Source organism: Stutzerimonas chloritidismutans (genome assembly GCF_020783375.1).
Classification (GTDB): domain Bacteria; phylum Pseudomonadota; class Gammaproteobacteria; order Pseudomonadales; family Pseudomonadaceae; genus Stutzerimonas; species Stutzerimonas kunmingensis.
Genome location: NZ_CP086067.1, coordinates 2,499,416 through 2,519,147, shown reverse-complemented (window position 1 = coordinate 2,519,147; position 19,732 = coordinate 2,499,416). Strand labels below are relative to the sequence as shown.

Annotated in this window: 14 protein-coding genes; 9 read left to right on the top strand and 5 right to left on the bottom strand. The window is 65.4% G+C overall.

All coding sequences use genetic code 11. The annotated features are described in order from the left end of the window. The first annotated feature begins 249 nt into the window (after positions 1-249). The 4 genes from LLJ08_RS11605 (at position 250) to LLJ08_RS11590 (ending at position 5,950) form a co-directional block, all read left to right on the top strand. Positions 250-3,276, top strand: a complete 3,027-nt coding sequence (locus tag LLJ08_RS11605; protein ID WP_419585756.1) for a PAS domain-containing hybrid sensor histidine kinase/response regulator — start codon at positions 250-252, stop codon at positions 3,274-3,276. A gap of 131 nt (positions 3,277-3,407) precedes the next feature. Next, a complete protein-coding gene (locus tag LLJ08_RS11600) occupies positions 3,408-4,736 on the top strand; it encodes a TrkH family potassium uptake protein (RefSeq protein ID WP_228207075.1) in 1,329 nt (442 codons plus the stop codon). Beyond that, a complete protein-coding gene (locus LLJ08_RS11595; protein WP_031297088.1) occupies positions 4,726-5,430 on the top strand; it encodes a potassium channel family protein in 705 nt (234 codons plus the stop codon). Before LLJ08_RS11600 ends, LLJ08_RS11595 begins: the two co-directional genes overlap by 11 nt. Positions 5,431-5,560: 130 nt before the next feature. Beyond that, complete coding sequence (locus LLJ08_RS11590; protein ID WP_179484280.1) at positions 5,561-5,950, top strand: GFA family protein; 390 nt, start codon at positions 5,561-5,563, stop codon at positions 5,948-5,950. Between the two features lie 3 nt (positions 5,951-5,953). On the opposite strand, the gene LLJ08_RS11585 is transcribed toward LLJ08_RS11590, so the two are convergent. The 5 genes from LLJ08_RS11585 to LLJ08_RS11565 form a co-directional block, all read right to left on the bottom strand. Further along, positions 5,954-8,302, bottom strand: a complete 2,349-nt coding sequence (locus tag LLJ08_RS11585) for an FdhF/YdeP family oxidoreductase (protein ID WP_228207074.1) — start codon at positions 8,300-8,302, stop codon at positions 5,954-5,956. After that, entirely contained in the window at positions 8,299-9,102 is an 804-nt protein-coding gene (fdhD, locus tag LLJ08_RS11580; RefSeq protein WP_228207073.1) for a formate dehydrogenase accessory sulfurtransferase FdhD, read from the bottom strand. The genes LLJ08_RS11585 and fdhD overlap by 4 nt, the downstream gene beginning before the upstream one ends. A gap of 101 nt (positions 9,103-9,203) precedes the next feature. Then, on the bottom strand, positions 9,204-10,106 hold the full coding sequence (locus LLJ08_RS11575; RefSeq protein WP_228207072.1) for a LysR family transcriptional regulator: 903 nt from the start codon (positions 10,104-10,106) through the stop codon (positions 9,204-9,206). A 45-nt stretch (positions 10,107-10,151) separates the two neighbouring features. Next, positions 10,152-11,189 (bottom strand): AraC family transcriptional regulator, encoded by a 1,038-nt coding sequence (locus LLJ08_RS11570; protein WP_228207071.1) that lies wholly within the window; start codon positions 11,187-11,189, stop codon positions 10,152-10,154. Positions 11,190-11,196: 7 nt separating this feature from the next. Then, positions 11,197-12,111: a GGDEF domain-containing protein gene (locus LLJ08_RS11565; protein ID WP_041014041.1), complete on the bottom strand. Its 915-nt coding sequence runs from the start codon at positions 12,109-12,111 to the stop codon at positions 11,197-11,199. A gap of 1,046 nt (positions 12,112-13,157) precedes the next feature. Here LLJ08_RS11565 and LLJ08_RS11560 point away from each other — a divergent pair. The 5 genes from LLJ08_RS11560 to LLJ08_RS11540 all read left to right on the top strand — a co-directional run bounded on the left by LLJ08_RS11560 (position 13,158) and on the right by LLJ08_RS11540 (position 19,721). Then, positions 13,158-15,641 carry a TonB-dependent receptor gene (locus LLJ08_RS11560; protein ID WP_228207070.1) on the top strand — a complete coding sequence of 828 codons (2,484 nt, stop codon included), beginning with the start codon at positions 13,158-13,160 and terminating at the stop codon, positions 15,639-15,641. Between the two features lie 75 nt (positions 15,642-15,716). Continuing rightward, positions 15,717-17,633, top strand: a complete 1,917-nt coding sequence (locus LLJ08_RS11555; RefSeq protein WP_046619475.1) for a phytase — start codon at positions 15,717-15,719, stop codon at positions 17,631-17,633. Positions 17,634-17,702: 69 nt separating this feature from the next. Further along, positions 17,703-18,416 carry a protein TolQ gene (gene tolQ / locus LLJ08_RS11550; protein WP_228207069.1) on the top strand — a complete coding sequence of 238 codons (714 nt, stop codon included), beginning with the start codon at positions 17,703-17,705 and terminating at the stop codon, positions 18,414-18,416. A 13-nt stretch (positions 18,417-18,429) separates the two neighbouring features. Beyond that, the gene (tolR, locus tag LLJ08_RS11545) at positions 18,430-18,891 is read left to right on the top strand and encodes a protein TolR (protein WP_044314329.1); all 462 of its coding nucleotides are present in this window, start codon (positions 18,430-18,432) and stop codon (positions 18,889-18,891) included. Next, positions 18,891-19,721, top strand: coding sequence for an energy transducer TonB (locus tag LLJ08_RS11540; protein ID WP_228208932.1), 831 nt, complete (start codon positions 18,891-18,893; stop codon positions 19,719-19,721). Before tolR ends, LLJ08_RS11540 begins: the two co-directional genes overlap by 1 nt. Positions 19,722-19,732 lie beyond the last annotated feature (11 nt).

The window sequence follows — 19,732 nt, the reverse complement described above, 5'->3', positions numbered from 1 at the left end:
CCGCATTTTGGACCGCTTTGTATCAAATCGATTCAGTGCCAAGTGGCGGCTGCTTCGCGTGCGGTAACCGTCCCTATAGCGCCAGGATGCGTCGAAGTCCCATGCGCCTGGGGCGCCAGAATCAGGCAAGCCAAACCGATTGTTCTTGGCCACCGCTTAACACCTGCGGGTGCAAAGCCTGGCGGTTTCTGCTTTTATGACCTGCAGCACGCTGCGGAATTACCGCCCGCCCATTCATCACGATGCATAGTGGAAATAGCTCTGGAAAATCTGACCCGAGAGGAGCTGGTGGCTGAGGTGGCGCGCCTGCGCACGGTTCTGGATCTGGCTGGAATCGATCCGGATCCGGCCCTATCTCAAGTTCACCGTGATAGTCAGCCCGCCCGCGAGCAGCATCGTCAGCGCCCGACACCCGCACAGTTGGGTGCCTCCAAATATCTCCCCGAAACGCTGAAAGCCAGCCTCCTGGCACTGGCTGGCAGCGAGGCACGACAGCGCGCGATATTCGAGAGCGCGATCGACTTCGCCATCATCCTGACCGACACCGCTGGCATCATCACCGACTGGAATGCCGGCGCCGAGCAGGTGATGGGCTGGACCGCAGAGGAGATGCGCGGGCAAAGCGCCGAGCGGTTCTTCACGCCGGCCGATCGGGCCTGCGACTGGCTTGGCGAAGAGATGCAGAGCGCGCTACGTGAGGGCCGCGCTCTGGACGAGCGATGGCACCTGCGCAAGGACGGTCAGCAGTTCTGGGCAGCGGGCGAACTCTCGCCGATCCATGACGAAAACGGTGCACACCTCGGCTTCATGAAAATCCTGCGTGACCGCACCAGCGAGCACCTTGCGGGCCTCGCCATGGAAGACACCCAGGTGCGTTATCGGCTGGCCGCGAAGGCGACCAACGATGCGGTCTGGGACTGGGATCTGCTCAGTAATCACGTGCTGTGGAATGACGCGCTGGAGCAGGCGTACGGCCATCCGCTGGCAAACGTCGACAGCTCTGGTGACTGGTGGCTGGCGCATATCCATCCGGATGACCGTGCACGTATTCACCGGTCGATCCATGCGGTCATCGATGGCAGCGAGGTGACCTGGACCGACGAGTACCGCTTTCGCCGTCTGGATGGGTCCTACGCGGATATCCTCGACCGCGGTCATGTGATTCGTGACGTTCACGGCCAGGCCGTGCGGATGATTGGCGCGATGCTCGACCTGACGCGCATGCGCGCCGCCGAGGCGGCCTTGCGCCAGAGTGAGGAACGCTTCAGCACCATTCTGGAGACCATCGAGGCGGCATTCGCCATTGTTCAGGTCAAGTTCGATGCCGACGACAATCCCGTGGATTACTGCTTCCTCGAGGCCAATCCTGCGTTCGAGCGCCAGGCCGGCGTAGACCTGCGCGGCAAATGGGTCACCGAGTTCGCGCCGGACCTGGAGCAGTTCTGGTTCGAAGCCTATGGCCACGTCGCCAAGACCGGTGAGCCTGCCAATTTCGAGAACTATGCCGAAGCGTTCGAACGCTGGTTCGACGTTCGCGCCGTCCGCGTCGGCGATCCCGCCGAGCGGCGAATCGCCATTCTCTTCAACGACGTCACCGAGCGCAGAAACGCCGAAGAGCGGCTTCGGATCAGCGAAGCCCTCGCCCGCGAGAACGTGCAGCGCGTCCAGCTGGCCCTGGCGGCGGGCGCGATCATCGGTACCTGGAACTGGCATCTGCCGACCGACCGTTTCACCGTGGATGAGGGGTTTGCGAGCGCCTTCGGCCTCGACCTCGCTCTCGGTCGCGAAGGGCTTAGCCTCGAGCAGATCATCGCAACGGTGCACCCTGAGGACCGGGACGGACTGATCGCAGCGATCGAAGAAGTCATCGCCCGCGGTGGTGCCTATGCGCACCAGTACCGTGTGCGCCGCGCTGATGGAAGGTTCTACTGGCTTGAGGCCAACGGGCGCGTCGATCATGCCGAGGACGGCACGCCGCTGAGCTTTCCCGGCGTCTTGATCGACGTTGAGGACCGACGCTCCATCGAGGCGGAGCGGGATCGTGCCACCGCTGCACTGCGCGCGCTTAATGACACGCTGGAACAGCGTGTGGCCGAGCGGACGGCGGAGCTGATCCAGGCCGAGGAGAAATTGCGCCAGTCGCAGAAGATGGAAGCGGTCGGCCAACTGACTGGCGGTCTTGCCCATGACTTCAACAACCTGCTGGCCGGTATCAGCGGCGCGCTGGAATTGATGAATCTGCGGATTTCCCAGGGGCGGCTGGACGATATCGACAAGTACATGTCGGCTGCGCAGGGCGCCGCCAGGCGTGCCGCGGCGCTGACCCATCGGCTGCTCGCCTTTTCCCGCCGCCAGACCCTCGACCCGCGGCCGGTGGACGTCAACCTGCTGATGGAGGGCATGACCGAGCTGATCCAGCGCACGGTGGGGCCGAGCATCCTGCTCGAAACCATAAGCGCGCCCGACCTCTGGCCGGCGTCGGTCGATGCCAGTCAGCTGGAGAACGCGATCCTCAATCTCTGCATCAACTCGCGCGACGCGATGCCCGACGGCGGTCGGATCACCATCGAGACCGCCAACCGCGTGCTCGACCCGGAGACGGCGCAGGCCTATGACCTGCCCGCCGGCGACTATCTGTCGCTGTCCGTCACCGATACAGGGACCGGCATGACGCCCAGCGTGATTGCAAAAGCGTTCGACCCGTTCTTCACCACCAAACCGATTGGCGAAGGCACCGGGTTGGGGCTTTCGATGATCTACGGATTCGCTAAACAGTCCGGCGGGCAGGTGCGTATCGATTCCGATGTCGGTCGCGGAACCTCGATGTGCATCTACCTGCCGCGTTATCACGGCAATGCCGGGACCGGCACGTCCGCACAGACCAACTCCGCGACCGCACTCGCGGGCGCCTGCGGCACCATTCTGATCGTCGACGACGAGCCGACCGTGCGCCTGCTGCTGATGGATGTGCTGGGCGACCTCGGTTACACGCTTATCGAAGCATCGGACAGCGTGGCCGGGCTGAAGCTGCTGCAGTCGGATGTGAGCATCGACCTGCTGATCACCGATGTCGGCTTGCCCGGTGGGATGAACGGCCGGCAGATGGCCGACGCCGGTCGCCAGGTGCGCCCCGGCCTGAAGACGCTGTTCATCACCGGTTATGCCGAGAGCGCCGCGTTGGGCAACAGCTCGCTCGGCGCTGGCATGCAGGTGCTGACCAAGCCTTTCGCGATAGATGTCCTCGCGGCCCGGGTGCTCGAGATGATGAAAGACTAGGCGCTTGAATCGCGTTCTCTTTTTTTCCTCGCTAGTTGAAGTATCCGGGCAATGCGCCTAGCCTCTCGGCCTGCTTTCAGGGCCGCCGATTCCGGCGGTTCTCACTCTTCGGATCCGTCAGTGTGGGTCGAATGAAATCACTGCTGCACCCAGGCAGGGTTGTCTCGCTCGTTTTTCTCTTCGCCATTCTCTGCGGTACAGCGTTGCTGTCATTGCCCGCTGCCCAAGCCCAGGGTGAGTCGGCGCCGTGGATCACTGCCTTCTTCACCGCCGTGTCGGCGGTCAGCGTTACCGGTCTGGTGGTGGTCGACACCGGCACCTATTGGTCGACCTTCGGCCAGGTGGTGATCATGCTGCTGTTCCAGCTCGGCGGTTTCGGCATGATGACCCTGGCCACGCTGCTCGGGTTGCTGGTCAACCGCTCGTTTCACCTGCGAACCAAGCTGATCGCCCAGGCCGAATCCCACGTGCTGGGGCTGGGTGACATCACCAGTGTGGCAAAGCTTGTTCTGGTGGTGACGCTGGTGATGGAGCTGGCGGTGATGCTGCTGCTCACCCTGCGCTTGCACCTGACCCACGGCCTCGCCTGGGGCGATGCAGCCTGGAGCGGGCTGTTCCACGCGGTGTCGGCATTCAACAATGCCGGGTTCTCTATTCACGGCGACGGTCTGGTCCGCTATGCCACCGATGCGCTGGTCCTGACACCGGTGATGAGCGCCATCGTGATCGGCGGGATAGGCTTTCCGGTGCTCTACGATCTGCGCAGCAAGTGGACCGATCCGCGGCATTGGTCGCTGCACACCAAGCTGACGCTGTCCGGGACTGGGGTATTGCTGGCAGGCGGCTTCCTGGCCGTGTTGCTGTTCGAGTGGTCCAACCCGGGCACGCTCGGCCCGATGGCCTGGGCGGACAAGATGCTCTCGGCGGCCTTCGTTTCCGTCTCGGCGCGTACAGCCGGCTTCAATGCCATCGACATCGGCGCGCTGACCCACGAGAGCTGGGCGCTGCACTATTTTCTGATGTTCATTGGCGGTGGCAGTGCCGGTACCGCGGGCGGGGTCAAGGTCGGAACAGTGGCCATCCTGGCGCTGATGGTGATCGCCGAGATTCGCGGCCGGCCCGACGTCGAGGTGTTCGGCCGTCGGGTTGGCAGTTCGGCGCAGCGCCAGGCCATCACCGTGCTCGTGCTGGGTAGCGCGCTGGTGGTGCTGGGTACGCTGGTCATCCTGCGCGACACCGATATCCCGACCGATCAGGTCATCTTCGAAGTCATTTCGGCATTCGGCACGGTCGGCCTGTCCACCGGCATTACCGCGGACCTGCCGGAAACTAGTCAGCTCATGCTGACCCTACTGATGTATGTCGGTCGGGTCGGCACCATCACGCTGGCCGCTTCCCTCGCACTGGGCGAGCACCGCATGCCATACCGCTATCCGGAGGAACACCCAATTGTTGGCTAAATTGTTGTTTTCAGAGCAGTTTTCGTTCTCTAAAGGCGACAGCGTGGTGGTCATCGGGCTGGGGCGGTTCGGCAGTTCGGTGGCGCGCTCATTGACGCGTCTGGGCCATGACGTGATGGGTATCGATCAGGCGGCGGAGCCGGTGCACACCTGGGCCGACCTGCTGACCCATGCGGTGCAGGCCGATTCCACCAATGTCATGGCGCTGCGGCAGCTCGGCGTCGCCGATTTTCCCCACGCGATCGTCGGCATCGGCTCCGACATGGCGGCAAGCCTGATGACCATCATGGCGCTGACCGAGCTGGGCATCAAAGACATCTGGGTCAAGGCGCTGACGGCCGAGCACGGGCAGATCGCGACGCGGATCGGCGCGCACCATGTGGTCTATCCCGAGGCGGACATGGGCGAGCGGGTCGCCCATCTGATCTCCGGGCGGATGGTGGATTTCATCGAGTTCGACGACGGTTTCGCCATCGCCAAGATCCATGCGCCGGAACGCGTTCATAACGCGACGCTCGCCGCAGCCGGGGTGCGCGAGAAGTTCGGCGTGACCGTCGTGGGCCTCAAGCGCGCCAATGAGGATTTTCAGCATGCGACGCCCAGCACCCAGGTGCTGCCGGGTGATCTGCTGATCGTTTCGGGCCCAACCCATGACATCCAGCGTTTCGCCGGTCAGGGGCGCAAGCGAAGCTGAGGCCTGGGCTACGCGCTCCTTTAGTGCGGCAGCCGAGAGGCGACTACGCTTCTCGGGCGGTCGAGCCTGCGGTTCAGTGATCGATAGTCTGGGCTCGCTGCTTCCTTCGTTGAATTAGAGGACGCCGAACGTGAATTCATTAACTGGGGGCTGCCTGTGCGGCAACCTGCGGATCGTGACGGCGGGGCAGCCCTATCGGGTCGGGATCTGCCACTGCCTAGACTGCCGCAAGCATCATGGTGCTTTGTTCTACGCAGCTGCGGTGTTCCCGCAGGATGCGGTAACCGTCGAGGGCGAGACGGCCGAATATGCCGGACGGCATTTCTGCCCGCGCTGTGGCTCGTCGGTTTTTTCCCGCCTCGCCGATGAAATCGAGGTGCATCTCGGCGCCCTGGATGCACCCGACCAACTGGCACCGACCTACGAATGCTGGACCGTGCGTCGCGAAGGGTGGCTGCCCCGGTTTCCGCTCAACCGGCGCTACCAGCACGATCGCGACGACTCCAGCCGCTTCGAATGAGCGTCATTGGCCGCTGGCGATCAGCGGCTGCTCGGTCTTCTGCGTGTTGGGCAGCACGCGAATCGCGATGAATTTCGACGTCGGCGTGTGGCTGCGCTCGCCAAAGCTTTCCAGCGGCACCAGCGGGTTGGTTTCCGGGTAATAGGCGGCGGCCTGGCCGAGCGGGGTGTCGTAGGCGAGCAGGGTGAAACCGCGCACGCGGCGCTCGATACCGTCATCCCACAGCGAAATCAGATCGACTTGCTGGCCGGCTTCCAGGCCCAGCCGTTGGATGTCGGCGGGATTGACGAACACCACATCGCGCATGCCTTTCACCCCACGATAGCGATCATCCAGACCATAGAGCGTGGTGTTGTACTGATCGTGGGAGCGCAGCGTCTGCAGGATCAGGTCGGCCTCCACGCCGCCGTGGCGGGCCTGCTCGGGTAGCAGATCGGCCGGCAACGGGTGCGCCTTGAACTCGGCGCGACCGCTGGCGGTGTTCCATTCGCGCCGGGCAGCGGCATTGCCCAGGTAGAAGCCGCCAGCGCGATGCAGGCGGTGGTCGAAGCCGGCGAAGCCGGGAATGGTCGCCGCGATCAGCTCGCGGATACGGCCGTAGTCCTCCACCAGCCAGAGCCAGTCCACCGGGCGCTTGCCCAGCGTGGCGGCGGCGATGCCGGCGACGATGGCCGGCTCCGAGCGCATCTCGGCAGACGCAGGCTCGAGCTGGCCGCGCGAGGCGTGGATCATGCTGAACGAGTCTTCCACGGTGACCGCCTGCGGGCCGCAGGCCTGGCGGTCGATGTCGGTGCGGCCGAGGCACGGCAGGATCAGCGCGTCGCGGCCCATGGTCAGGTGGCTGCGGTTGAGCTTGGTGCTGATCTGTACGGTCAGCGCGCAGTTGCGCAGCGCCTGCTGCGTGCGCGGGGTGTCCGGCGTGGCCTGGGCGAAGTTGCCGCCCAGACCGATGAACACCTTGACCTGCCCGGCGAGCATGGCCTGGATGCATTCCACGGTGTTGTAGCCGGGCTGGCGCGGCATTGGCAGGTCGAACTGGCGCTGCAGTGCATCGAGCAGCGCAAGCGGCGGCCGCTCGTTGATGCCCATGGTGCGGTCGCCCTGCACGTTGCTGTGGCCGCGCACCGGGCAGGCGCCAGCGCCGGGCTTGCCGAGGTTGCCGCGCAACAGCAGCAGGTTGGCGATTTCCTGGATGGTCGCCACCGAGTGACGGTGCTGGGTGATGCCCATCGCCCAGCAGACGATGGCCCTTTCCGCGTTGCGGTAGATCATGGCGGCGTGGCAAATGGTTTCGCGGTCGAGCCCCGACTGCTGCTCAATCAGCGCCCAGGGCGTGGCTTCGACCTCGGCCAGGTAGGCCTCCAGCCCGTGGCTGTGCTCAGCCAGAAACGCGTGATCGAACACTGCCGGTGCGCCGCTGGACTGGGCTTCCTGCTCCCATTGCAGCAGGTACTTGGCGATACCGCGCAGCACCGCGAGATCGCCACCGAGATTGGGCCGCAAGTAGGCACTGTGAGTTGGCGCGTCCTGATTGGCGAGCATCTCGATGGGCTTCTGCGGGTGCTGGAAGCGCTCCAGCCCGCGCTCGCGCAATGGATTGAAGCAGACCACCTGAGCGCCGCGCTCCACAGCCTGACGCAATGGTTCGAGCATGCGCGGATGGTTGGTGCCGGGGTTCTGGCCGAGGACGAAGATCGCATCGGCGTGATCGAAATCCTCCAGCGTCACCGTGCCCTTGCCGACGCCGATGGATTCGGTCAGGGCGACGCCACTGGCCTCGTGGCACATGTTCGAGCAGTCGGGAAAATTGTTGGTGCCGAAGCTGCGACCGAACAGCTGGTAGAGATAGGCCGCTTCGTTGCTGGCCCGGCCGGACGTGTAGAAGGCTGCCTGGTGCGGGCTGTCCAGGCCGTTCAGGTGATGGGCGATCAGCGCAAAGGCATCGTCCCAGCTGATCGGCAGGTAGCGGTCGCTGGCGACGTCGTAACGGACCGGTTCGCTCAGGCGGCCCTGGTATTCGAGCCAGTAATCGCTCTGCTCGCGTAACTGGCTGACGCTGTGGCGGGCGAAGAACGCGGCGTCCACGCGGCGCCGGGTCGCTTCCCAGTTCACTGCCTTGGCGCCGTTTTCGCAGAACTTCACCGCACCGGCCTCCGGCGAATCACCCCAGGCGCAGCCGGGGCAGTCGAAGCCGCCGTTCTGGTTGGTGCGCAGCATCGCGCGGATGTTCTTCAGCGCGTTGCCGCTGCCGAGCCAGGCGCTGGCCACGCTGCGCAGCGCGCCCCAGCCGCCTGCCGGACCGGCGTAGGGCTGGAAACGGGTGGCGGGATGGAAGCGGGACGTGCGGCTCATGGGTGACATCCGTTCTGTTCGGGCAGCGCAGGTGCCGGGCTGTAGACCCGTGGCGCGCTGTGGTGGGGCAGGTGAATGAGGTTGAGGTGATGCCGACGCGCCCACTCGACGGTCAGGTGGGTCGGCGCGGACAGACTGACCAGCGTGCCGATGCCGGCGCGCACGGCCTTGTGGATCAGCTCCAGGCTGCAGCGGCTGGTGACCACGACGAAGCCTTCGCTCGGGGTACGGCGCTGCAGCGTCAGCGCACCGATCAGCTTGTCCAGGGCGTTGTGCCGGCCGATGTCCTCGCGGCACAGGGCGATCTCTCCGTTGCCGTCGACATACAGCGCCGCGTGCAGTGCGCCGCTGTCGCGGGCCAGCAGCTGGGCGTTGGCGATGCGCTGGCGCAGTTCGTGGAAATGTCCTTCGGGCGGCAGATCGATTGGCGAAAGTGGTGCGAGCTGTGGCAATGCCTGCTCCAGCGCCTGCACACCGCACAGGCCACAACCGCTGTGGCCGGCCAACTGCCGTCGTTGCTGCTTGATGTGCCAGAACGCCCGCGGGCTCACCTGCACTTCGGCATGCTGCGCGCTGCCATCGCCTCGCAAGCGCAGGTCGCGTAGATCATCGATGCGCTCGATCAAGCCGCTGCTCAGGCTGAAGCCGATAACGAAGTCTTCCAGATCCAGCGGTGTAACCATCATCACGGCCTGATTGAGGCCGTTGTAGCTGATGGCCAGGGCACATTCGTCAGCCAAGGGCGCTGCGCCGAGATCCGGAGCACTGGCGCTTGGGGCGTTGAGGGTGGCGTATTGCATGGCGATGGCCTGCGACAGGTCGACGCAGGGAGCCTAGGAGCGCAGGGAGGGATCGTCCAATCGCTATGTTCGATAGGGTGATCGAGCGTATCGATCGCCCGTCAGGGGATGGCAGGTCTTTGCCGCTGTAACAGCTCGCGTGCCTCGTTGAAGCAAGCCTCGCCTAGCGCGGATCGCGGTGAGCCGCGACGCAGGATCAGCCCCAGCGGCGCGAGGGTACTGGCATTGTCGATGGGCGTCAGGGTCAGCCGGCTATCCAGTGCTTCGAGGCCGCTATCCAGCGGCATGATTGCGCAACACAGTCCGGCCCCTACGGCCTGCAGCAGATGGTGCACGGCATCGGTCTGCAGCCGCGGTGCCAGGCTCAGGCCACGGCTACGCAGCGCATGGTCGATGGACTGGCGAAAGTGCATACCGCCGGTCAAAAGACCTAGCGGAAGATCGGCGAGGGCTTCCCAGCGCAGCGATGGCGCGTCGAAGCGAAAATGGCGCTCGTCATGCAACAGCCCCATGCGGGTTTCGCCGAGCGGCAGGCTGGTGAAGTGCGCGTCATCCAGCCGCTCCAGGTAGGACAGGCCGAGGTCCAGCAGATTGCGATTGAGCCGTTCGAGAATCTGATCGCTGCTCAACGCGAACAACTCGAAGCGCAGGTTCGGGTGGCGCTCGCCGAAGGCCTGCACCAATTGCATCGGGTCGAAACCGGCCAGCGGCACCACGCCCAGGCGCAAGGTGCCGACCAGCTGGCCACGGCAGGAGGCGGCTTCGGCCAGCAGGCCGTCCTGTGCGGCGAGCAGGCTGCGCGCCCAGGCCAGGATGCGTTCGCCTTCGGGGGTGAAGCCTTCGAAGCGCTGGCTGCGGGTCACCAGTTGCAGGCCGAGTTCGTCTTCCAGGCCGCGCAGGCGCATCGACAGCGTCGGCTGGGTGACATGGCAGCGCGCCGCGGCCTGACCGAAATGACGCGTTTCATCCAGCGCCACGAGAAACTTCAGCTGCTTGATATCCATGCCCGCTCGCCTCGAAGGTAATGCGGACGGCACCTTAGCATGCCGTCAGGGGGCGTCGAACAGCGGCTGCAGCCCGCTGGGCACCACCCCGGTCCAGCGCTTGAAGGCGCGACGGAAGTTGGTGGTGTCGTTGAAGCCGAGGTGCCGCGCCACGGCCTCGTTGCCTAGGCCGCGGGCCTGATAGAGGTAGAGCGCAACGTGCGTGCGCACCAGATCGAGCTGTTCCTGGAAGTGCGTGCCGTGCTTGGCCAGCTTGCGCTTGAGCGTCGCCGGACTCATGGCGAACGCCAGCGCGACGCGCTCCAGGTTCAGTGGCTCGCGGATGTTGTCATGCAGGTATTGGTAGAACGCATCGAGAAACGCACAGGGGCCTTCCAGCGCATCGATCTGCTGCTGGCTGGCCTGCTGCGCGACCTGGCCTACCGTGGCCGAAGCATCCGGCCAGGGCTGATGCAGGTACTCGCGAGGCAGGCTGAGCAGGGTCAGGTGGCGGTCGAACTGCAGCGCGTCACCCAGGTGCACCCAGTACTGCTCGACATGGCGCGGCTGCGGGTAGGCGAACTGGAAGCGCCACGGCAGGCGCAGGCCGCTGCCGCGCTTGCACAGCGCGACGATGGCGGTCAGGTGCGCTTCGATGAGAAACCGTTGGTGGCGGCCGGCGCTGCCGTTGTCCAGCCAATAGATGTGCAGCTGCTGCTCGTCCAGCAGCAGCCTTGGCGCCAGCAGCGGGCAGAGCAGGGCGCGGAACTGGCTAAGCCGCTCCAGCGCCTGCTCGAGGTTGCCGGCGTTGGCCAAGGCAAGGCTGGCATCGCCGTAGTGGCCGGGCAGCAAGCGCTGGCCGAACAGAAAGCTGCTGTCCGCAGCACCCAACAAGCGTTCGGTATTGCCGATGAGCGTCAGCAGCTGCTCCGGGCTGACGCGGGCACGGCCGCTGGCGACGTCCTCGTAGAACAGCCCGCTGCCGCGCAGCAGCGCATGGCTGTCGATACCGCGCGAGAGCGCCAGGTCGAGCAACACCGCCGGCTGGTGGTGGGCGGCGATGAAGCGGGTGTCCCATTCGTACCAGCGTAACGGGCTTTCCATGGTCGCCTCAGGCGCAGCGTGGCAGGGACTGCTTGGCCTTGGCCAAACCGAGGTTGAGGCGTTTGAGCAACTGCTCGGCATCGTCGTCGAAGGCCATCACCACTGCGGTGCTGGCGCGCAGATGCAGGCGCTCGCCGTGCTGGCGGGTCTTGTGCGCGAGGCTGGCGACGGCGGTCTGCAACTCCTCGGCGAGCTGCCGCGCCTGTTGTTCGGCGGTATCGGGCAGCAGCACGACGAAGCGATCCCCGGCCAGGCGGCAGAGCAGGTCCTGATGGCGCAGGTTGAGCACCAGCAACTGCGCCACGGCCTGCAACACGAGGTCGCCTTCTTCCTGGCCGTAGCGCTGGTTGACCCGACTGAATTCGTCGAGATCCACCGCCAGAAGCGACAGCGGCCTTTGCTCGTCGGCGGCCTGGCGCAGGGCCGAGTCCAGTTGCCGACGCAGGTACTCGGCGGTGCCGAGCGGGGTCAGGTTGTCGAACAGGCGATGCTCGCGGAAGAGCCGTTCGCGCTTGTGCATCTGCGCGTTGATGGCGCGCTGTTCCTGGTTCAGGTGGTAGATGCCGAAGGTCAGCAGGATCAGGCCGACCGGCATGGGTGCCGTTTCCAGCCAATTGTCCCAGGCGATGTTGGCGGGGATCTGGATGAATTCGTCGAGCAGGTCCATCCACCAGGAAAAGCAGATGCAGGCCAGCCCCAGCGCCAGCAACCGCGTCACCCGGCCTGCCGGGCGGCTGTGCAGCAGCATGATCAGCCAGGCGAGGGCGAGGGCGGCGCAACCGCCTTCACCGACCACGTCCATCCAGTCGATCTCGCCCCAGGATTTGAGCTGGCCGACGGCGAGGAGCAGCTGCAGACCGACGTTGGCGGCCAGGGCGAGGCCGAGGAGGGTGAGGGTGTGGAGTTTGAGGAGGGATTTCATCGGGTCTCCGTGGCGAGGGATCGCGCCAGTGCGTGATGGCACGGAAACAGATGGATGTGACGGTTGGATGAATGGGGTGGGGGTTGAATTGGCTCAGGGGGTTTTTAATCTTTTGGGGTGTCAGACGAATTAGGGAGTTGCTTGATAGCTGGGTTTCGCCCTGCTGGGCGACCTACTTTTTCCAGTCGCGGAAAAAGTAGGCAAAAACGCTTGCCCCTGCATCCGGCCCCGGCTGCGCCGGGGTTCGTTCTCTACGCCGCCGTTCCGAGGGTCGCCGTACAAGGGCCATCCATGGCCCTTTACGGCTCTCGCGGCATCCATGCCGCTCGCCCCTCTACACGACGGCTCCGTTCACCCTCCTGAAGGGGCGATTGGGAGTCGCCTGGGAGGCAGTGCAAGCAGAACGATAAGCAGCCCTAGGCTTCCGCGGGTTAGAGGATCACTCAAGGTTTCTGCGTTTCAGCATAGGAGCCGTGCTTTGGCGCTCTGCATTACGTACGCGAAGCATTTCTACGACCTGTCCACATAAAGGGGGGTAGCTCTGCATGTACTTGCACAGATCACCAGGTAATACCGAATGCCCCTTTCAGGAGGCCGAATGGAATCGTTGCGTAGGGGAGCGAGCGGCATGGATGCCGCGAGAGAACTAGGCGTCCCCTCCGTAAAGGGCCATGGATGGCCCTTTACGCCGGCTCCCGGAGCGGCGAGGGAGTGAGGAAAGTCGAGCGCAGCGAACCGGGGACGCCCAGTTCGGATGCAGGGGCGAAGCGTTTTTGGCTATTTTTCCCCGGCCGGGCAGGCGCGTCTGGAAAAAGTGACTCGCCCAGCAGGGCGAAACAGAAACTTCGACCCCTTCGAAAAACGGCTCTGGCGCGCAGTCCGCCCTGAAAACAGGTCATATCAGCTCAATCCCGCTCGCAAAATCCCCGAAAACCCCCTGTTCCAAGCCCTCCCCGAACCTCCTGTCACAGAACCGCCATATCCCCCACCTACCGTCCGCTGCAGTTCCGGGATGGACCCGGTAAACACCGTTCGGGGGATTGTTCATGAGCACATACCGCAGCGGCATCCGCCATGCAGGATTCCGCATCAGCCTGCTGGCCCTGGCCGTCAGCGCCGGTTCGGCCTGGGCCGAGGAGCCGCTTGTCATGGAGCACGTCGAAGTCATTGGCCAAGCGGTCAGCATCGACGAGGCACTGAAGGACCAGCGCAATTCCGACAGCGTGAAGAGCGTGGTGCATGCAGACGGCATCGGCCAGCTGCCGGACGACAACGCCGCCGAGGCGCTGCAGCGCATTCCGGGCATCTCGGTCGAGCGCGACCAGGGCGAAGGGCGCTTCGTCAGCGTGCGCGGCATCGCGCCGGATCTGAACAGCGTCACCATCAACGGCACCCTGGTCCCATCGCCGGAGAGCGATCGCCGTGCCGTGGCGCTCGACGTGCTGCCATCGGAGCTGGTGCAGTCGCTGTCGGTGGTCAAGACGCTGACGCCGGACATGGATGCCAATTCCCTGGGCGGCACCATCGAGGTACAGAGCCTGTCGGCCTTCGACCATGACGGGCTGTTCTACAGCCTCAGCGGCGAGGGCAGCCATGACGACAACGTCGACAAGACCAGCCAGAAATTCTCCGGCGCCATCAGCGACCGCTTCAGCCTGGGCGATGGCGTCGACAATTTCGGCGTCGCCGCAGCCGTCAGCTGGCAGGAGCGCGACTTCGGCTCGGACAACGTCGAGACCGGCGGCAAGTGGGACTTCGCCGACGACGGCGCGCGGCTGGAGGAACTCGAGCAGCGCGACTACGAGATCACCCGAGAGCGCACCGGCTTCGGGCTGAACTTCGACTACAGGCCGGACGATGTCAGCAGCTACTACCTGCGCACGCTGTACAGCCGCTTCAAGGACACCGAAACGCGTAACGCCGCCGGTGTCGCCTTCGAGGATTCGCAGCTGCCGGGCGAGACCGGTGACGCCGAGGGCTGGCGCGAGCTGAAGTCCCGCGAGGACACCCAGACCGTGCAGTCCTACGTGTTCGGCGGTGAACGCATGATGGGCCTGTGGACCCTGAGCGGGCAGGCCGGTTACAGCCAGTCGCGCGAGCGCAATCCGGGCGGTATCGCCAGCGCGACTTTCGAGGGCGATTTCGCCGATGCCGGCTTTTCCAGCAGCCGCAAGCCGCGCCTGACGATCGATTCGTCCTTCTACGACCCGGCGTCCTTCGAGCTGGATGAAGTGGAGTGGGAGAAAAGCGACACCCGCGACCGCGAGAAGAACATCCGCCTGGACCTGGCGCGCGAGTACGACATCCAGGGTTACGCCGCGCAGGCCAAGTTCGGCGGCAAGCTCAGCCGCCGGCACAAGGACAACGATAACGAGGTCTGGAAATACGACGATTTCGACGACCTGACTCTGGCCGACTTTCAGGGCGGCAACGTCGACTATGCGCTCGGCCGCTTCGGCCCGGGCATCAGTGCCTCGGCCATCGAGGGCGCGATTGGCGGTCTGGATGCCAGCGAGTTCTACGACGAGGAGGAGTCGCGCATCAATGACTTCGACATGCACGAGGACATCAACGCCGCCTACCTGATGAACACCGTGGATATCGACCGCTGGCGCGTCATCGCCGGCCTGCGCTACGAGGGCACGCGCTTTCGCGCCAAGGGCACCGGCCTGCGCGATGACCAGTTTGAGTCGATCTCCAGCAGCAGTCGTTATGACCACTGGCTGCCGGGGCTGCACCTGCGCTACCAACTGACCGACGACACCATGATCCGTGCCGCCTGGACCAACAGCGTTGTGCGCCCGACCTTCGGCCAGCTGGCGCCCGGTTTCGTCATCGACGGCAACGACGCCGAGTTCGGCAACCCCGATCTCAAGCCGCTGGAATCGATCAACTACGACCTTGGCATCGAGCACTACATGGGCCGCGCCGGCGTGGTGTCGGCGTACCTGTTCTACAAGGACATCGATAACTTCATCTACAACACCGATCTGGCCGGCACCGGCCAGTGGGCCGCGTTCGACGAAGCGCTCAGTTTCCAGAACGGCAGCAGCGCGAAGCTCTACGGCCTGGAGCTGGCCTACTCGCAGAAGCTCGACTGGCTGCCGGCGCCGTGGAACGGTCTGTTGCTGGGCGCCAACGCCACCTTCAGCCAGTCCGACGCGGACATCGAAGGGCAGGGCATGCAGCGCAGCATCGACCTGCCGAATCACTCCGACACGGTCGGCAACCTGATGCTCGGCTGGGAAAACGACCGGCTCAACCTGCGCCTGGCTGCGAACTACAAGTCGGACTACCTCTACGAGGTGGCTGGCATCGACGACGAGGCGCACGACCTGTACGTCGACGATCAGCTGTTCGTCGATTTCAAGGCGGGCTACTTCATCACGCCGAGCCTGCAGCTGACCTTCGAGGCGCTGAACCTGACGGACGAGTCCTACTACGTCTACAGCGGCCGCCGCGCCTACAACGCCCAGTACGAAGAGTACGGCCCGACCTACAAGCTCGGCCTGACCCTCACCCACTTCTGACCCCATGCCGCTCCGGTGCCCGCCGTTCCCCTTTTCGGTCGGGCGCCGGCAGGCGGCAGCCTGAATGGATACACCATGAACGCATTACCCAAAACCATGCTGCTCGGCCTGTGCATCGCATTGGCGGCCTGCCAGTCCACGCAACCAGATACACCGGCGAAGTCGGCCCAGCTGAACATCAGCGAACCGCTGCTGGTCGGCCTCGAGTACGCCCAGCTGCTAAACGGCGACACCCCCTGGACCGGCGCCGACCGTGTGCAGGTCGATGACCAGGGCCTGCAGCTGCTGGATGCCGCCGGTAACAGCCTGGCGCGCCACGCCGGGCGCTTCGAAGGACTGGACCATCGCGTCGACCGCCAGGGCCTGCTGCTCGCCACGGTCGAGCGCAAGCGCCAGCAGGCGATGCTGATCGGCCTGAATGCCGCGCGTGCCTGGAGCCAGCCGCTGTACCTGCCGCGCACAGCATTCGCCATCGAGGGGCTTTGCCTGTACCGCGACAGCGCGCACAACGACTTCGTGTTTCTGCTCGGTGAGGAGGGCGTCGGCGAGCAATGGCTGGTCGGCAGTCAGGGCCGCCTGCTCGGTGAGGCGCGGCGGGTGCGCGGGCTCAGCCTGCCGCCGCAGAGCGCCTTCTGCCAGACGGACGATGCCAGTGGGCAGCTCTATGTCAACGAGGAGTCCGTCGGCTTTTGGCGTTACCCGGCCGACGCCGAGGCGCCGTTGCAGCGTGAGCCGGTCGATCTGCGCCAGCCGTTCGGCAGCCTGGCCCATGCCGCAGCGGGCATGACCTTGGTGCCGGGCGGACTGCTGGCGCTCGATCCCGAAGCCTCGGTGCTGCATCTGTACCGGCAGAACGAAGCCGGCTGGCAAGCCGATGAGGTCATCGCACTGGACGGTTTCGACGAACCGGAACGCATCAGCGCGCGCCGCAGTGCCGAGGGCGTCGAGCTGCTGCTGGCGGATGAACGCGGCCTGCAGTCGGCCCGTCTGGACTGGCAACCGACCGCGCTGTCGCAAGCCGAGCCGATCGTCAGCCTGCCGGCCGCAGTTGAGACAGGCCCGGTGCCGAGCCTGGGTGATGCCGCCGATGATCCGGCGATCTGGGTCCATCCGCGCGATCCGGCACAGAGCCGCGTGCTCGGCACCGACAAGAAGGGCGGCCTGGTGGTGTACGACCTGGACGGCCGTCAGGTGCAGGACCTGCGCGCCGGCCGGCTGAACAACGTCGATGTGCGCAGCGGCTTCCGCCTTGGCAGCAAGCGCGTGGACCTGGCCGTGGCCAGCAATCGCGATCACAACAGCCTGCACCTGTTCGCCATCGACCGGGCGAGCGGGGTGCTCCGCGATGTCGGCGAGGTCGCCACGCCGCTGAGCGAAATCTATGGCCTGTGCATGTTCCAGGATCGCCAGGGCACTACCTACGCCATCGCCAACGACAAGGACGGCACCTTCCTGCAGTACCGCCTCGATGGCAGCTCCGGCCAGCCGCGTGGCGAGCTGGTGCGGCGCTTCAAGCTGGACAGTCAGCCCGAGGGCTGCGTGGCCGACGACCGCAGCGAGCGGCTGTTCGTCGGCGAGGAAGACGTCGCGGTGTGGGTGGTCGATGCCCGCGCCGATGTGCCGGCGGTGCCGGAGCAGATCATCGGTGTCGGCGGGCCGGTCTACGACGACATCGAAGGTCTGGCTATCTACCACGGCGAGCGCGGCGACTACCTGGTGATTTCCAGTCAGGGCAACGACAGCTACGTGGTGCTCGATGCCCAGGCTCCCTACGCCGTGCGCGGCGCCTTCCGCATCGGCCTGAACGCCGAGCGCGGCATCGACGGAGCGTCCGAGACCGATGGGCTGGAAGTCACCTCGGCCAACCTCGGCGGCATCTGGAACCGCGGAATGCTGGTGGTGCAGGACGGCCGCAAGCGGATGCCCGAGGGGACGCAGAACTACAAGTACCTGCCCTGGTCGGCGATCGCCGATGCGCTGGGGCTGGATTGACGTCATCGCCCGCTAACCGACCCGCAATCCAATAGCAGCTGCCCCAGTCGGGGCAGGAGGAAACGATTCATGCAAACGACTCTCGAGCACATGTCCATCTGGGGCCTGGTCAGCGAAGCCAGCCTGGTGGTCCAGGCGGTGATGATGATTCTGGTCCTGGCCTCGGTTTCGAGCTGGTACCTGATCATCCGTCGCAGCGTGGCGTTGCGCAGCGCCGAACGCCTGCAGCGCGGCTTTCTGCAGCGCTTCCGGCAGGGCGGCGATCTTGCCCAGCTCTATCGCGAAGGCCAGGCGCAGCCGTTGCCGGACGAGGCCGCGCTGCAGCGCATCTTCCTCGCCGGTTACGGCGAGTTCGCCCAGCTGCAACGCCAGCCGGGGATCGCGCCGGATGTGGTGGCGCAGGGTGTCGAGCGCAGCCTCTACGTGGCCGTCGCCGAGCAGGAGGAGCGTCTGGAAAAGGGCCTGCAGTTTCTCGCGACCGTGGGTTCGGTGAGCCCCTATATCGGCCTGTTCGGTACCGTGTGGGGAATCATGAACTCCTTCCTCGGCCTGTCGCAGGTGCAGCAGGCGACGCTCTCGACCGTCGCACCGGGCATCGCCGAAGCGCTGATCGCGACGGCCATCGGCCTGTTCGCGGCGATTCCCGCGGTGATGGCCTACAACCGCTTCGCTGCCCGTGGGCAGACGCTGGTCGGTCGTTACTACGCCTTCGGCAACGAGCTACAGGCGCGCCTGCATCGGCGCCTGCACGCCGCTTCACCCAACGTTGCCGCAGCCGCCTGAGGAGGACGCCTTCATGCTGGTCAAACCACAGCACAAACACGGGCCCAAGGCGGAAATGAACGTGGTGCCCTACATCGACGTGATGCTGGTGCTGCTGGTGATCTTCATGGTCACCGCGCCGATGCTGGTGCAGGGCGTCAAGATCGAGCTGCCCAAGGTCGCAGCCGAAGCGCTGCCGGTGGAGAACGAGCGGCAGATCCTCACGCTCTCGGTAAAGGCCGATGGCGGCTTCTACTGGAACCTGGGCAGCGAGCTGGACATCGACAACCAGACCGACAGCGCCGTCGACCTTGCCGAGCTGCAGGCCAAGGTCGGCGCGATCATCGCCGAGCGCGGCGACACCCAGGTCTATGTCCGTGCCGACGAGGCGGCGGGCTACGGTCGCGTGGTCGCCGGTATCGCCGAGCTGCAGCGCGGCGGGGTGGTCAACCTGGGGCTGATCACCGAGGCGCCGGCCGGAGTCGGGCAGCCGTGATGATGACCTTCAGCACGCCCGTCGCGCATGGCAGCGAAGTTGTCCCGCGACAGTGGATCGGTCCGGCCGGGGCTGCATTGCTGACCCTCGGGATGCACGCCGGACTGTTCGCGCTGTTGCTCTGCAGCTGGTCGCCAGCGCTGGAAATGCCGGTCGCCACCCAGGTGATGCAGACCCAGTTGATCAGCTTGCCGCCGCCGGCGCCAACCGAGAGCGCAGTGCCGGTCGAACCGCCCGTCGAGCCCGCGGTCGAACCGCCGCCGCGCGAGCCACAGGTCGATACCCACGCCCAGCAGCAGCGACTCGAGCAGGCCGAGCTGGCCTTCAAGCGCGCCGAAGAGGAGCGCAAGGCCGAGCAGCTGAAGCAGCAGCGCGAGCAGTTGGAACGCCAGCGCGAGCAGCAGCGTCAGCGCGACGAGCAACGCCGCCAGGAACAGGCACAGGAGCGGGAACGGATGGCTCAGGAAGAGGCACGGTTGCAGGCGGCGCGCGCAGCCGAGGCAACGGCGCGCGCGGAAGCGGCTGAGCGCGCACGACAGGCTGCTGCGGCCGAAGCGGCCAGCCGGCAGTACCTGCCGATTGCCAAAAAGCCGCCGGTCTACCCGCAACGGGCGCTGGACTCCGGGCTTCAGGGTTCCTGCACGGTCAGCTACACGGTCGATGTGCAGGGTCGCGTGCGCTCGCCCGAAGTGGTCGGCGACTGCCATCCGCTGTTCATCCGCCCATCACTCACCGCCGCCAAGAGCTTTCGCTACCAGCCGCGCATCGTTGAAGGCCGCGCGGTTGCCGTGCCCGACGTAAAGAACACCTTCCATTACCGCATCGAATGATGCCGTTACGA